The following is a 15,095-nucleotide window of genomic DNA, read 5'->3' as shown; positions in this document are numbered from 1 at the left end:
ACCCTAGATAGCGTTGATCAAAATATTTTCGAGCATCTCCTGACGACCGGAAACACGCTTGGGTTCGCCCAATTCCAGGGCCTTGGCTTCCATGGATTCCAGGGTCTCGTTACCTTCCAGCATGGACTTGCCGAAACCGGTGTCCCAACCGGCATACCGTTGCGCCTTGAACTCGCTGATACGGCCGTCGTCCATGATGGCCTGAGCAGTCAGCAGGGCGCGGGCAAAGGTGTCCATCCCGCCGATATGGGCGTGGAACAGATCCGCCGTGTCAATGGAAGCACGGCGCACCTTGGCGTCGAAGTTCAATCCACCTGAACCGAGTCCGCCGTTTTCCAGGATCACGAGCATGGCGCGGGTGGTGTCGTTGATGTCCGTGGGGAACTGGTCCGTATCCCAGCCGAGCAGGGGATCACCCATGTTTGCGTCCACCGAACCGAGCTTGCCCGCTTCCGCGGCCACGGCCAGGTCATGGGCAAAGGAATGACGAGCCAGGGTGGCGTGGTTGGCCTCGACGTTGATCTTGAAATGGTCGAGCAGGTCGAATTCGCGCAGGAAGGACAGGACCGTGGCAGAATCGAAGTCATACTGATGTTTGGTCGGCTCGTGGGGCTTGGGTTCGATGAGGAACTGGCCGGTAAAGCCAATTTTTTTGGCATACTCCACGGCCATGTGGAAGAAGGCCGCGATCTGGGCACGCTCACGTTTCATGTCCGTGTTGAGCAAAGTCTCGTAACCTTCACGGCCGCCCCAGAAGACATAGTTCTGGCCGCCCAGTTCCCTGGTGGCGTCCAGAGCGCGGCGCACCTGCATGGCGCAACAGGCGACCACGTGCGGATCCGGGTTGGAAGCCGCCCCATGCATGTATCGGGGATGGCTGAACATATTGGCCGTACCCCAGAGCAGCCTGACGCCGGCTTCCTGCTGATAAACCTTGGCCTTGGCCACGATGGTCTCCAGGTTGTCTATGGATTCCCGGAAGGAAGCGCCCTCGGGCGCAATGTCCCGGTCGTGAAAGCACCAAAACGGTACGCCGAGCTTGGTGATGAACTCGAAATTGGCTTCCAGGGTCTTCTCCGCCACCTCCATGGGAGTTCCGGCATTCCAGCTGCGTTCAAAGGTGCCGGAACCGAACGGGTCGCTGCCCTGGGACTTGAAGGTATGCCAGTAGCAGACCGCGAACCGAAGATGTTCGGCCATGGTCTTGCAGCCTACCACCTGTCCGGCGTCGTAGTACTTGAAGGCCAGAGGGTTGGTGGAATCCCTGCCCTCGAACTCGATTTTCCGCACTTCGGGGAAAAAGTTATTCATTGTCTACCTCGCTCTTTATTTTCCTGTTATTATTGAAAATTGATTAATTATTGCGTTTACAAATCGATCATCTTGACCGATGTATCTTGTCCAGCGGCGACTTATAGAGTTCACTCAGGACGAACCCGGCAGCCCCACGCGCCCAGTCGTTGTCACCCCATGCCTGAATGACGATCTCGGTAGCCTCGAGCAATTCCTTGTTGAGAAACTTCTTCATGGCCCTGCGCATGGGCGTGTAGACAAGGTCTCCAGCCCTGACACCTTCGCCGGTGACAATAACCCGCTCGGGATTGAAAATCTGAATGAGTCCGGCAATGCCTTGGCCCAAGATGGTCCCGGCCTCGCGAAAAAGCTTCTGCAAACCGGTATCCCCGGCCTTGGCCATAGACGTAACATCCTCTATGATCAGAGTCTCCAGATTCGGAATGGAACCTCGCCTCCTGGACAGCTGTTCCTTTGCCCTGCGAAGAATGGAACCGTCGCAGGCATAGGCCTCCACGCAGCCGAACTTGCCGCACCGGCACGGCTCTCCATCAGGCACCAGAACCACATGACCGAATTCCGCACCGATGCCGGACGATCCCCGGTAAAGCTTGCCGTCCACCACGATGCCCATGCCCACACCGTGCTCCATGGTGACCACCAGAAAATTGTCGATCCCCTTGCCCAGCCCGAACCACTGGGAGGCCACGGTCACGGAATTGGCATCGTTCTCGATGTAAACGTCCATGTTCAGGCGGGCGGAAACCATGGCGCGGATGTTACTTTGTCCCTTCTTCAGCGGCGTCCACATGCAGGTACCGGTGGCCGAATCCACGAAACCGGATATGCCCAGGCCGCAACCGGCAATGTCCTCCATGCGCAACCGGGCATCCTCAACGCAATGCCGAACCCCGTCCTCGATAAAGTCGGCCACGGTCGCCTCCGACCGCTCGCTGACCCTGATGGGCATGGTGAGAGACGACTTCACGTCCCCCACGAAATCCACCACCGCAAAACTGACCTGGAAAGCGGAAATCTTGACGCCCACCACATGGGCGGCCTCGGGATTGAGGGTGAGCATGATACGCCGTCGCCCGCGCTTGGGTTTGCACCCGCAGTCCTCTTCGCGGATGAGCCCCTGGCTTATCATGGCTGCAGTAATGTTGGTCACCGAGGCCCGGCTTTGCCCGGTTCTCTCGGCTATCTCCACTCTGGAGATACGCCCGGCCTCGCGTATGCTGTTCAGAATATTGAACTGATTTACGGCACGGGTAAAATCTTGGTTGGCAGCCTTCATTACTGGACGTCCTTTAATTCACTCACAAAACTTAAAAATCAACTTCGCAACCAGGGACTGAGGAAATTTATAAAACAAAAAGAACGATATTAAATTCAATAATTCAAGATTAATAGAAAAAGAAGCCATTGTTGAAATCATAAAAAAATGTCCCTATTATCAAAATGTTTAACAGGGATAGGATGGCATGGCAAGAAATGCAACAGCCTATTATTATTGATATCATCGAACCAGACAAGGTTAATCAAAGCCTAAGATTGGTTAATTATATCAGTATTTCAAGGCAGTTAAAAGACAGATGCAACAAAACTCGACAACACTTCAATTCTTGTCGTTTTCAAGTTTATTGAACGAATTAATTCTTGCCACAGGCATTATTTTTTGGCAGAGTTCGCCGTATGATGTGGCAGATTTTCCGCCGGGGAGGCAGGAAGTCGGCCCGGGCCGTTTGCCGCACCATCCCATTTTGGAATTCAGTTGCGGATGCCCTTAATCTGGGCATTGAATGCCAAGAATGGCGGACGGGCGGCTCTTCGCCCCCCTGCCCCGCCCGGGACAGATAAACGGAATGTGGTAAGGAGGAACCCCACATGTTGAAGAAACTCACATTGCTGGCTGTTGCTGCCGTCGTGATCATGGCCTTTGGCACCAGTGCCGTGGCCAAGGACCTGATTGTCGGCGTTTCCTGGTCGAATTTCCAGGAAGAGCGTTGGAAAACCGATGAAGCGGCCATCAAGGGCCAACTCGAAAAAATGGGCGCCAAATACATCATGGCCGATGCCCAGGCCTCCGCCGAAAAGCAGATCGCCGACGTCGAGAACCTGATCGCCCGGGGAGCCAACGCCCTGATCGTGCTGGCCTGGGATGCCGATGCCGTCCTGCCCGCCATCGCCAAGGCCGAGGCCGAGGGGCTGCCTGTGGTCGGCTACGACCGCCTCATCGAAAAGAAAGGCGTTTTCTATCTGACTTTCGACAACAAGGAAGTTGGCCGCATGCAGGCCCGCGCCGTCTATGCCGTCAAGCCCGAAGGCAACTACGTCTTCATCAAGGGCGCACCCACCGATCCCAATGCCGAATTCCTGTACGAAGGCCAGTTGGAAGTCCTGGACGAGGCCATCAAGGCCGGAAAGATCAAGAACGTGGCCGCCCAGGGAACCGAGGGCTGGAAGCCTGAAGTCGCCCAGCGAAACATGGAACAAATCCTGACCGCCATGGACAACAAGGTCGACGCAGTCGTCGCTTCCAACGACGGCACCGCAGGCGGCGTTGTGGCCGCCCTGACCGCCCAGGGCATGGAAGGCATCACCCCGGTTTCCGGCCAGGACGGCGACCATGCCGCCCTGAATCGCGTTGCCCGCGGCATCCAGACCGTCTCCGTATGGAAGGACGCTCGCGTGCTGGGTGAGGCTGCTGCCAGAATAGCTGTGGAACTGGCCCAAGGCAAAACCCCGAAAGCCACCATCAAGTGGTCGGGTGGAGCCAAGGGCGTTGAAATGGACGCCATCCTGCTTCCCCCTATTCCCGTCACCAAGGACAATCTGAGCCTGGTCATCGATGCAGGTTGGATCACCAAGGACGTCCTGTGCCAGGGCGTCGAGGGCCAGTGCCCATAACCCGCTGAGTAATCGCATATACTGTGGGGGACGTCCGAATGGGCGTCCCCTTTCCGCACCCGTTGAGCTGCACCTTTCCCCATGGCCGCTTTCCGGGTATACATACTACTAAACAGCAACACTTTTCAGGGGGCAGGCGGCTTTATGGATTCCCAAGAACAAGAGAGCAGGCTTTCATCCTTCGAACGCCTGTGCAGTACCCTCGAGATCGACACCCGAATGCTGGCCATGATCGGTGCACTGCTCGTCATCTGGATCACGCTCAACATCATGACCGACGGCATCTTCTTCACGGCCCGGAACATGTACAACCTGGCAGTGCAGACCAGCGTGGTCGGGATCATGGCCACCGGCATGGTGCTCGTCATCGTGGCCCGGCACATCGACCTCTCCGTGGGGTCGGTCATGGGCTTCACCGGCATGGTCATCGCTTTTTTGCAGGTCCACATATTCACTCTGGGCGCCGCCTGGAACTGGCCCCTGACCGTTGTCTGCGGCCTGTTGCTGGGCGCCCTGATCGGCCTGTGGCAGGGATGGTGGATCGCCTTCCGCGGCGTTCCCGCCTTTGTCGTCACCCTGGGCGGACTGTTGGTCTTTCGCGGCGCGGCCTACCTGGTCACCGACGGCCGAACCGTAGCCCCCATGGACAAGACCTACCAGTTGCTCGGCGGCGGCATCGACGGCTCCATCGGGGCCACCGGAAGCTGGATATTCGGTGCCATCTGCATCCTGGCCCTGCTCTTTGCGGCCCACCAGGGGCGCATTCGGCGCAAACGCTATGGCTGCAAGCCCAAGGCGCTTTGGGCGGAACTGCTTATCCTGGGCGTCTCCATCGGACTTATCTGCGGCTTTGTCATGATCATGAACTCCTACTACAAACCGCGTACGGAAATCCCGCGCGGCATCCCCATCCCGGTGCTTATTCTCATCGGCGTGGTGGTCATCATGACCCTGCTGGCCAAGCTCACCAAATTCGGCCGCTACGTCTTCGCCATCGGCGGCAATCCCGAAGCGGCCGAGCTGTCCGGCATCAACGTGCCGCGCGTGACCATGTACATCTTCGGCGTCATGGGCGTCCTCTGCGGCGTGGCCGCGGTCATCACCACGGCCCGCCTCAATGCAGGAGCCAACTCCATGGGCATGATGGCAGAGCTCAATGTCATCGCTGCTGCGGTGATAGGCGGCACGTCCCTGGCCGGAGGACTCGGTTCCATTGCCGGGGCCATCCTCGGCGCACTGATCATGCAGTCGCTGGAATCCGGCATGGTTCTGCTCGGCGTATCCAGCGCCATGCGTCAGGTGGTCATCGGCCTGGTCCTGATCATGGCCGTCTGGTTCGACGTGGTCTACAACAAGAACAGAAGATAGGAGCGCATCATGTCACAGACACCATTGGTTGAAATGCGCAACATAAACAAACGATTCGGCGGAGTCCATGCCGTGCAGGACGTATCCATCGACCTCATGGCAGGCGAAGTGGTCGGTGTGCTCGGCCACAACGGCGCGGGCAAGACCGTGCTCATGAAGGCCCTGTCCGGGGCCATCCCCTGCGATGAAGGAGATATCTTCATCAACGGCGAAAAAGTGGAAATTAAAAGGCCACGCGATGCCCGTGCCCACGGCATCGAGTGCATCTACCAGACCCTGGCCCTGTCCGACAATCTGGACGCCCCGGCCAACCTTTTCCTGGGCCGGGAGATCATGACCAAATGGGGCACCCTGGACGATGGGCGCATGGAAAACGAGGCACGCGCGGTCATCAGCCGCCTCAACCCCAACTTTACCAACATCAAGGACCCGGTCCGCAACATGTCCGGCGGCCAACGCCAGTCCGTGGCCATTGCCAGGGCCATCTACTTCAATGCCAAGATCCTGATCATGGACGAACCCACGGCAGCCCTCGGCCCGCACGAGACAGCCATGGTGGCGGAACTGATCAAACAGCTCAAGAGCGAGGGCATCGGCATTTTCCTGATCAGTCATGACCTGCACGACGTCTTCGACCTGGCCGACCGGGTGTCGGTCATCAAGAACGGCAAGCTCGTGGGGACGCAACGCACCAGGGACGTGACCAAAGACGAGGTGCTCGGCATGATCATCCTGGGCAAGAACCCCGGAGAACCCAAGGCCGCATGACAGCCCGTTCCATGACAGCAAAACGGCCGTCTCCTTACGGATGCGGCCGTTTTGCTGTCATGGATGAAAGGACCTACTCCAGCAACAGGAGTCGCACCGCCTCCATGCCGGACCAGGACTGATACAGGGCCATGAGAAAAAGAAGCGCGTTGGTTGCCCCGTGGGTCAACGCCAACCGGGGCTTCTTTCCGCCGGGTTTTTGCAGGATATACCCGGTGACAAGGCTGATCAGGATAAGCGGCACCATGAACATACCCACAAGATAGTGGCCGCCGGTCAGGCCCAGGGTACCCCAGCTTTGCTGCGCCATGTACAGACCGAGCACCATACCGGCCAGCCAGACCCAATCGACCACCTTACCGAGCAGCACGTGCCGCTTCCAGTTGAAGGAAGCCTTCTGCTTCAGATGCTGAAAACGAAATCGATTGCACCCCATGTACAGGACATAGGAGGCAAGGATAAGGCAGAGCGCCTGCATAATCGGATGTATCCAAAGCATGATCGTCCTTTCCGGCTACAAGGTGTTTATTAAAAGCGGGAACAATCCCAGCGGCAGGGAAACATACATGGCCGTTGACGCCGGACGCAACCGGTTGGTCGCAGCCATGCCGGCGGCCGCGCCCCCGGTCAGCAGCAGGACCGGCGGGACTATCCACCGAAGCGATTCCGGCCCGGCCAACCCGGCCAGACAGCCCAATCCCACGAAATACGCCCCCACCCACACGCCCATGAGTCGGGAACGGAAGGCCGGAGACAGGGAGGCGGAGAGCATGGCGAATCCGGCGCGTTGGTAATCGGCGCGGTGCTTCTCGGCCAACAGCCAGAAATGGGGCACCTGCCAGAGATAGAAAACCACAGTCACGGCCAGGATGCCCGGATCAAACGGTTGACCGCCTGCGGCCATCCACCCGGTCAGGGGCGGCGCGGCCCCGGCAACCCCACCGGCCAGCAGGGCCAGGGGTGTAACCCGCTTCAACGGGGTGTACACGCCGTTGTACACCGCCACTATAACCACACCAAGCAGGAACAGCGCCCCTCCACCGGCCAGAAAAAAGCTCGCCAGTCCGGCCGACAACAGGAGCGCTGCCAGCAGGGCGGCCCGTGCAACCGGTATCCGGCCAGAGGCCAGAGGGCGGTTCCGGGTGCGCTCCATGCGTGCGTCCGGCCCACGCTCCTGAATCTGGTTCACCACGGAACAGGCGGCGCACAGGGCAAACGCCCCGACAGGGGCCAGGACCGCCCCGGCAGGATCAGCCCCGCCGTGATACAGCACGCCGAACAGGCTCCCGGCGGCCACGGCCAGACTCACGCGCGGCCGGATCAGCCGCAGGCCGTCCCGGATCATTGTGCACCTTCCGCGCCCAAAGACTCAATATAGCCGATCAACCCCTGCAACGTTTCCTCATCAAGGTCGTCGTAAATGGGCATCTCGTCCTCGAATCCCTCGGGGATATTGGCCGAAGGGCCGACAATGGCCCGCCTGACATAGGCCTTGTCCGCAATGGCCGTGTAGGGCTTGCCGTCAGCATCCTTTCCCTTGCGCTCGGAGCCGAACAGTCCCAGGAAGGTCGGTCCGACATCATCCTCGCCCGTGGCGGTGTGGCAACCGAGACACCCCTGCTCTTCAGCCAGGACCTGCCCCGGATGGACCTTGTTGCCCTGAAGCAGATAGGCGGCCATGGCGTCGATCTGGACATCGGAAATATCTCCGTCAAAGGACGGCATCTCGTCATCCCACCCCTTGACCAGCTCGGCCCCCGGCTCCAGCACGGATCGCCTGAAGTAGTCCGCGTCCGCCTTGAGCGTCTTCTCGGAGCCGTCGGCAAGGACCACAGTCCGATCCCGGTTGGCCATATTGAGCAGACTCGGGGCCGCGTCCTCGGACAGGTCCATGGAGTGGCAGTCGAAACAGCCGAACTCCTTGAGCAGGGACAGCCCCACATCCCCTTCTTCGGGCTGTCCGGCGTCGGCCAGCCAGGCGTCGAACTCGTCCTGTTCCAGCACCCGCAGGATGGAAAGCATGTTCGCGTGTTTCAGGCCGCAGTATTCGGCACAGAAGATATCGTAGTCGCCCAGCGTATCGGACTGAATCCACACGCTCGTTTCCATGCCCGGCACCATGTCCCACTTCACGCGCATGGCCGGGATGTAAAAGGAGTGGATAACGTCCCTGGCCGACAGGCTCAGCTTGACCGGCGTGTTCACCGGCACCACCAGCTCATTGGAGGATTTGCCGTTTTCGTAGGTGAACCGCCAGGACCACATGCGCCCTTCCACGGCCACGACCATGGCCCCCTCCGGGATGGTCCGCATGGCCTTGAACGAGGTCCAGCCGGTCCAGAACAACCCCATGACGATGATGGCGGGCAGCACGGTCCAGATCACTTCGAGCAGCACGGAACCCTTGATTTCCGTGGCCTCGGGATTGCGCGTGTAATGGTATCGCCACAGGAAATAGAGCATGACCACGGTCACGGCCACCAGAATGAACACGGAGAATCCGAGAATGATGAGGAAGGCCTGGTCCACTTCCCTGGCTGCGGAGAAAATCTGCGGATACATCGTTTCCTATCCTGCTTCCTTTACTTCTTCCGGTCGTTCAAAAGCCGCGAGGACAAGGCGCAAGAAAAAGGCAAGACCGAAGCGTATCCGGAATACGTGAGGGTTTGTCTTTTTCGCAGCAACGCAGTCCTCGTGGAGTTTTCAACGACCGGCTACCTGTTCGCCGTATCGAAAAAGGTGAAACCGATGAAAATGGCCAGGATGACAAAGGCCAACAGGACCATGCTCTTGAGCGTCCAGCTCTCATATTTCAGGTGCATGAAGAAGAAGACCACCAGGGCCGCCTTGGTCGAGGCAATCGCCATGGCCACCACCACGTTCAGGAACCCGAGGTCCACGGTGGACGCCCAGACCGTGATCCCCGTGAACACCATGAGCGCGGCCCATACGGCGACGAACAGTCCGTAACCGGGTCCGTGATGTCGTGTCTGCTCACTCATGCCCGCACCCTCCTAGGTGATGAGGTAATAGAGCGGAAAAAGAAAAATCCAGACCAGATCCACCAGATGCCAGTAGAGTCCTCCGTTTTCCAGGGCCACGTAATGATCGGACGTACACTTCCCTGCCCGTATCAGCCACCACACCCATCCGAACAGGGCCATGCCGATGAGCACGTGCACCCCGTGCAGGCCGGTCATGGTGTAATACAGGGCAAAGAACGCCTGCTTGCCGGGTGCCCAGTCCGCTATGTCCGCGGAACCGGGATAAATGCCCATATGGAACTTGTGGGACCACTCAAAGTACTTGATGACCAGAAAGCAGCAGGCCAGGGCCACGGTCAGACCGATGAATACTTCCGCCAACCTGCGGTTGCCCTTTTGCAGGGCGGTCACGGCCAGGGCCGCGAACAGGCTGGATGTTATCAGAACCACGGTATTGGTGGTGCCCATGGTCACGTCCAGCAACTTGCTCGCCTCGTGAAACTCGATCGGGAAGCGCCCCAGGGTCACGGCATAAAGCACGAACAATCCGCCGAAAAGCAGTATCTCCGTGAACAGAAACAGCCACATGCCCATCTTTGCACCCTGATAGTCCCTGTGCTCATGCATCGTCCTGCACCTCGCCGAATTCGTAGGGACCATGCGTGACAACGGGTTCTTGATCGAAATTATGGGTGGGCGGAGGCGACGGCAGGGTCCACTCCAGGGTGGCCGCCGCCCACGGATTGCGTCCGGCAGGTTCGCCGCGGTAGCGCGACCGGATCAGGTTGTAGCACATCAGCCCCAACCCGATCAGGGTGATCCACGAGCCATAGGTGGAGAACTGATGCAGCTGGGTGTACTGGGGCAGATAGTCGTAGTAGCGGCGCGGCATCCCGGCCAGACCGAGCAGGTACATGGGAAAGTACAGCCCGTTCAGGCCGACCACCAGCAGCAAGGCGCTGATGATCGCCTGCCTGCGATCGTACATGCGCCCGTACATCTTGGGGAACCAGTAGTGAATGGCCGCGAACATGCCGAACCCGGTGCCGCCGAAGATGACATAGTGGAAATGGCCGACCACGAAATAGGTGTCGTGGACGTGCATGTCCGTGCCCGCACTGCCGAGCACCAGCCCGGTGATGCCGCCCATGGCGAACAGGAAGATGAACCCGAGCGCGAAGATGAGCGGCGGCTCCGGCCGGATGGACCCCTTGTACATGGTGGACAGCCAGTTGAAGACCTTGACGGCGGAAGGCACGGCCACCACGAAGGTCAGAAAGGAAAAAACCATGACCGCCGTGTCGGACATGCCGGACACGAACATGTGATGCGCCCAGACCAGCGACCCGGCAAAGGCGATGGCCAGGGACGAACCGACAATGGTCTTGTATCCGAAGATGGACTTGCGGCAGAAGACCGGGATGATGTCCGAAATCACGCCCATGGCCGGGAGGATCATGATGTAGACCGCCGGGTGGGAGTATATCCAGAACAGGTGCTGGTAGAGGATGGGATCGCCGCCCCGGGCCGGGTCGAAGATGCCCATGCCGAGCAGCCGCTCGATGATGATCAGGACCACGGTGATGGACAGGATGGGCGTGGCCAGCACCTGAATCCAGGCCGTGGCGTAGAGAGACCATGCAAACAGGGGCAACCGCGCCCAGGACAGCCCCGGCGCGCGCAGCCGGTGGATGGTGACGATGAAATTCAACCCCGTCAGGATGGACGAGAAACCGAGGATGAATACCCCGGCCACGGCCATGGAAACGTTGGTGGTGGTCACGGACGAAAACGGCACGTAGAAGGTCCAACCCGTATCGGGTGCGCCTCCGCCGGTGAACAGCGAGACGAGCGCCGTGCCGCCGCCGATGACGTACAGCCAGAACGAGAACGTGTTCAGCCGGGGAAAGGCCACATCCTCGGCCCCCAGCTGCAGGGGCAGGAAGATGTTGCCGAACGCCGCCGGAATGCTCGGGATGACCACCAGGAAAACCATGATCACCCCGTGCAGGGTGAACACCGCGTTGTACTCCTGCGGTCCGATGAGGTCCTTGCCCGGCCAGAACAGCTCCAGCCGCATGAGCAGGCCGAGAAATACGCCCACCGCGAAAAAGGCCATGATGCACCACAGGTAGAGCATGCCGATGCGCTTGTGGTCGATGGTGAACAGCCATTCCCGGACCCAGGACTTGTCGCCGGGCGTCATGAAGCCAGCATCAACGGTCATCAACGCCTCTTCTTTTTTCCGCCCAACAGCAGCCAGGTCAGGAAAATGCCCACGAAACCGAGGATGGAAAACCCGGACACGCGCAGGATGTCAAAGACGTACCGGCGCCCGTCGGGATCATAATTATAACAATAGGAAAGCAGCCGCTTCACGGACAGCCCGGTCTTGCCCGTGGCCGCTTCGGTGCCTGCCATGGTGATGTCGAACGGCAGGAATGTGGTGCCGTAGAGGTAGCGCACCACCTTGCCGCCGGGAGCAATGGCGATGGCTGCCACCGGGTGCGCCCACAACCCGCCCTGCTTCTGGACCGTGTAGCCGATGGCGCCCAGAACCGCGTCGATGGCGTGCTGGTCGCCGGTCAGGAAGGTCCAGTACTCGGCCGGGAAACCGTCGCCGGTAATGGCCGTGTAGTTGCGCTTGGCCCGGGCCGAATCCCTGGGGGTTTCACGGGCGTCAAAGCTCATGGAGACGACCCGGATCTCGGTGCCGGGCGTGAGCTTCACGTCCGGCAGGATCGAGGCCATGGACCCCTGGAGCAGATTGCACACGTCGGGGCAACGGTAATAGATGGGCAGCAAAATGGTCGGGACGTCCGTCAGTTCCCGAAGATTGACGCGATTGCCCTCGGAATCCGTGAACTCCGCATCCGGGAGCATGTTGCCCAGCCTTTCCTCGATGCCCACGGGGAGGTCCGCCTCTTCCGCTTCCTCCATTATCCGAGCATGGTCGTGCCCACTGTCGTACATGGGCATTTGGTCCATGGATTCCTGATCCATGGCATCATGCTGCTCATGAGAGCTCGCCTCGCCCATATCCATCGGCCCCGCCTCGTTGGCCGCCCGACAAGGGAAGGCCAACAAGGCGGTGATGATGACTGTTGCGATCAGACTGCGCATGGGCCGTTAGAGTGAACCGATATAGGTTGCCAAAGCCTTGGTTTCCTCGGCGGACAGCCCCGAAGCCACGCGTTCCATGGTCTTCTTCTTTTTTCCGCCATAAGTGCCGTCAACATATCCGGTGAGCTTCATCTCGATTTCACCCGCAGACTGGCCCTTGAGGACCACATCCCCTCCGGCGGCGGAAGACTCGCTTCCGTCCCGATGGCACTTGGCGCACCGTTTCTGATAGAGTTCACCGCCGTCAACAGCAAAGGCGGCAGTCACACCAAAACAGCAAATCGCGGTCAATACTATAAAGAGCTTCTTCATGTCGTTCCTCTGGGGATTAAAGGGTTTGTTTCGACAGTCTCATTAATAGGCTGATTCCATTTTTTTTGTAAACCTCATATCAGGGGCAACACCTCAATCAACTTGAGGCCGTCCTGGATCACAGGGGCTTGATGATTTCGCAGAAGAAACTATCTCATCGCAAAAAACAACATTTCTAGTGGCGTTAACTCCCAACTGGTCATAGATTGAAGAAAATTAAATTCTAGGGAGAAGCATATGAGCATCAAATGGAAATTATTACTCGTGGTCGGCGTGCCGATCTCAGCCATCCTCATCATATTCATCGTGGGGCTTAGCAGCTTCAACATCATTCATGGGGACATGAACGCCATGAACGGCCTGCACATGGATCGCGCGACCATGATCGACGCCGATCGGGACGCATACCAAGCCCAGGTAGCCATACTGGAAGCCGTCGAGGCGAAGTCGGCTGAAGAACTGAGCAAGGCCAAGACCGATATTGAAGAAAATGCCAAACAGACCTGGGAACGCATACTCGGTCCTGCGGAACACTTTACACCGGACATGTCCAATGGACTCGCTACGTTCAAGACGGAATACGACAAGTGGAAAAAGGGACAGGAGGAGATTCTGACCCTGTCCGCCAAGACCATGGAAGCGAACCTGGCCCGCGATGAAGCCGAGAAGCAGGCCCTTGCATCCTTTGATTCCATGCGGGAAGTCATCAACAATCTTGGTGAATTAGCAGGGAAGAAGCTCAAGACTGCCAACCTGGACCAAGCGGAGCGGAGACGTCTTGAAGAGGCACTCGACAAGATTCTCAATGGCGACCGTGACGCCTACCAGGCATATGTGGCTCAGATCCTGATCGTCCAAACACTTGATGCGGAACGCGTAGCCGGTTTAGCCGAATCCTATGAAGAAAACCTGGGACAAACCCGGGACCGGATTTCCGCAGGCGCGGACTTGATTGGGTGGGAAGGCTCTGAGTTCAAAGAAGAGTTCATGACGCAGCTTGCAGCCTGGCAGAGTCACAGCCAAAAGGTGGTAGAACTGAGCAAAGGCAACATTGACGACAACATCAGGGAAATCGAATTAATCGCGCAGAGCGGCAGGAGCTTCTCCGCCATGCGCGAAGCCATTAACCAGCTCGGGGAAAAGGAAGTCAATCGTGTCGAGGCCGCCTTGACCGCTCTGGAAGAAATCATCTCGACCACCATCTGGACCTATGTCCTGATATCCATCCTGTTCACCATCGCCGCCGTGATAGTCACCCTTATATTCTCCACAAAGGTGGCCAATGTCATGCGATTGACCGCTCAGGTGGCTAAGTCCCTGTCCAATGGCGATTTCACCGTACGACTCGACGTGAAACGCAATGACGAAATAGGCCAGTTGGCCGATGCCATCAACTCCATGATCGAACGGCTCCGCTCCATCGTCTTCGAAGTGCAGTCAGCTACCGGAAACGTGGCGGCCAGTTCCGAAGAGCTTGCCGGTGCCTCGCAGGCCCTGAGCCAGGGAGCCACGGAACAGGCTTCGGCTGTGGAAGAGGTCTCCGCTTCCATGGAGCAGATGTCGTCCAGCATCAGCCAGAACTCCGAAAGCTCCGGCAAGACCGAGGGCATTGCCCGCAAGACAGCGAAAGAAGGCAAACAGGGCGGCGAGGCCGTGCGCCAGACCGTGGAAGCCATGACCCAAATTGCGGAAAAGATATCCATCATCGAGGAAATCGCCAGGCAGACGAATCTGCTGGCCCTGAACGCGGCCATTGAGGCCGCCCGTGCAGGCGAGCAGGGCAAAGGTTTTGCCGTGGTTGCGGCCGAAGTTCGCAAACTGGCGGAACGAAGCGGAACGGCAGCGGCCGAAATCGGGGAGCTGTCCGCTTCCAGCGTCGAAGTGGCAACAAGAGCCGGTGAAATGCTCAAATCCATTGTCCCGAACATTGAAGAAACAGCCGGAATGATTCAGGAGATTTCCGCCGCGAGCAACGAGCAGAATGTCGGCGCCAGCGAAATCAGCAACGCGCTCCAACAACTTGACAACGTGATCCAGTCCAACGCCAGTTCCTCGGAGGAAATCGCCTCCACGGCCGAAGAGCTTTCTTCCCAGGCCGCACAGCTGGAAACCACCATGGGCTTTTTCAAGCTCGGCGCGAAGAGCACCGGAACTCCTGCTCCTTCAAATCGGACCGTGGTCAAAAAGCATCCGCATATGTTGACGCATACAGCCCAGAAAACCCAGGGAATTGACATGGAGTTGGATGACGACATGGATGATTCCTTCGAAAAATTCTAACCCCTCCCGCACAAATCAAAGGGCGGCTCCATGAAAGCGGAGCCGCCCTTTGCCATT

Annotated in this window: 14 protein-coding genes; 4 read left to right on the top strand and 10 right to left on the bottom strand. The window is 58.6% G+C overall.

The window, feature by feature from the left end; translation table 11 throughout:
• Positions 1-3: 3 nt before the first annotated feature.
• Both xylA and DWB63_RS08140 read right to left on the bottom strand, forming a co-directional pair.
• The gene (gene xylA / locus DWB63_RS08145) at positions 4-1,311 is read right to left on the bottom strand and encodes a xylose isomerase (protein WP_128328322.1); all 1,308 of its coding nucleotides are present in this window, start codon (positions 1,309-1,311) and stop codon (positions 4-6) included.
• A 67-nt stretch (positions 1,312-1,378) separates the two neighbouring features.
• The gene (locus DWB63_RS08140) at positions 1,379-2,590 is read right to left on the bottom strand and encodes an ROK family transcriptional regulator (protein WP_128328321.1); all 1,212 of its coding nucleotides are present in this window, start codon (positions 2,588-2,590) and stop codon (positions 1,379-1,381) included.
• Positions 2,591-3,180: 590 nt separating this feature from the next.
• Between DWB63_RS08140 and xylF the strand changes: the two genes are divergently transcribed.
• From xylF to DWB63_RS08125, 3 genes are all read left to right on the top strand, one after another.
• Entirely contained in the window at positions 3,181-4,203 is a 1,023-nt protein-coding gene (xylF, locus tag DWB63_RS08135; protein WP_128328320.1) for a D-xylose ABC transporter substrate-binding protein, read from the top strand.
• Between the two features lie 144 nt (positions 4,204-4,347).
• Positions 4,348-5,571 (top strand): sugar ABC transporter permease, encoded by a 1,224-nt coding sequence (locus DWB63_RS08130; RefSeq protein ID WP_128328319.1) that lies wholly within the window; start codon positions 4,348-4,350, stop codon positions 5,569-5,571.
• A gap of 9 nt (positions 5,572-5,580) precedes the next feature.
• Positions 5,581-6,339: an ATP-binding cassette domain-containing protein gene (locus DWB63_RS08125; protein WP_128328318.1), complete on the top strand. Its 759-nt coding sequence runs from the start codon at positions 5,581-5,583 to the stop codon at positions 6,337-6,339.
• Between the two features lie 73 nt (positions 6,340-6,412).
• Here the strand turns inward: DWB63_RS08125 and DWB63_RS08120 are convergent, their stop codons facing one another.
• The 8 genes from DWB63_RS08120 to DWB63_RS08085 all read right to left on the bottom strand — a co-directional run bounded on the left by DWB63_RS08120 (position 6,413) and on the right by DWB63_RS08085 (position 12,758).
• Positions 6,413-6,838: a DUF4079 family protein gene (locus tag DWB63_RS08120; RefSeq protein ID WP_128328317.1), complete on the bottom strand. Its 426-nt coding sequence runs from the start codon at positions 6,836-6,838 to the stop codon at positions 6,413-6,415.
• Between the two features lie 15 nt (positions 6,839-6,853).
• On the bottom strand, positions 6,854-7,684 hold the full coding sequence (locus DWB63_RS08115; RefSeq protein ID WP_128328316.1) for a UbiA family prenyltransferase: 831 nt from the start codon (positions 7,682-7,684) through the stop codon (positions 6,854-6,856).
• Positions 7,681-8,901: a cytochrome c oxidase subunit II gene (gene coxB / locus DWB63_RS08110; RefSeq protein ID WP_128328315.1), complete on the bottom strand. Its 1,221-nt coding sequence runs from the start codon at positions 8,899-8,901 to the stop codon at positions 7,681-7,683. Before coxB ends, DWB63_RS08115 begins: the two co-directional genes overlap by 4 nt.
• A gap of 152 nt (positions 8,902-9,053) precedes the next feature.
• Positions 9,054-9,341 (bottom strand): cytochrome C oxidase subunit IV family protein, encoded by a 288-nt coding sequence (locus tag DWB63_RS08105; protein WP_128328314.1) that lies wholly within the window; start codon positions 9,339-9,341, stop codon positions 9,054-9,056.
• Positions 9,342-9,353: 12 nt separating this feature from the next.
• Positions 9,354-9,950, bottom strand: coding sequence for a cytochrome c oxidase subunit 3 family protein (locus DWB63_RS08100; protein ID WP_128328313.1), 597 nt, complete (start codon positions 9,948-9,950; stop codon positions 9,354-9,356).
• Complete coding sequence (gene ctaD, locus DWB63_RS08095) at positions 9,943-11,550, bottom strand: cytochrome c oxidase subunit I (protein WP_128328312.1); 1,608 nt, start codon at positions 11,548-11,550, stop codon at positions 9,943-9,945. The genes DWB63_RS08100 and ctaD overlap by 8 nt, the downstream gene beginning before the upstream one ends.
• Positions 11,550-12,446 carry an SCO family protein gene (locus tag DWB63_RS08090; RefSeq protein ID WP_128328311.1) on the bottom strand — a complete coding sequence of 299 codons (897 nt, stop codon included), beginning with the start codon at positions 12,444-12,446 and terminating at the stop codon, positions 11,550-11,552. The genes ctaD and DWB63_RS08090 overlap by 1 nt, the downstream gene beginning before the upstream one ends.
• Before the next feature lie 6 nt (positions 12,447-12,452).
• Positions 12,453-12,758 (bottom strand): c-type cytochrome, encoded by a 306-nt coding sequence (locus tag DWB63_RS08085; RefSeq protein ID WP_128328310.1) that lies wholly within the window; start codon positions 12,756-12,758, stop codon positions 12,453-12,455.
• A gap of 237 nt (positions 12,759-12,995) precedes the next feature.
• Here DWB63_RS08085 and DWB63_RS08080 point away from each other — a divergent pair, with 237 nt between their 5' ends.
• Positions 12,996-15,038, top strand: a complete 2,043-nt coding sequence (locus DWB63_RS08080) for a methyl-accepting chemotaxis protein (RefSeq protein ID WP_128328309.1) — start codon at positions 12,996-12,998, stop codon at positions 15,036-15,038.
• Positions 15,039-15,095 lie beyond the last annotated feature (57 nt).

It is taken from the genome of Pseudodesulfovibrio sp. S3 (assembly GCF_004025585.1).
GTDB lineage: Bacteria > Desulfobacterota > Desulfovibrionia > Desulfovibrionales > Desulfovibrionaceae > Pseudodesulfovibrio.
Note: the sequence above shows the minus strand (reverse complement) of the source record. Positions and strands in the feature narration are given on the sequence as shown.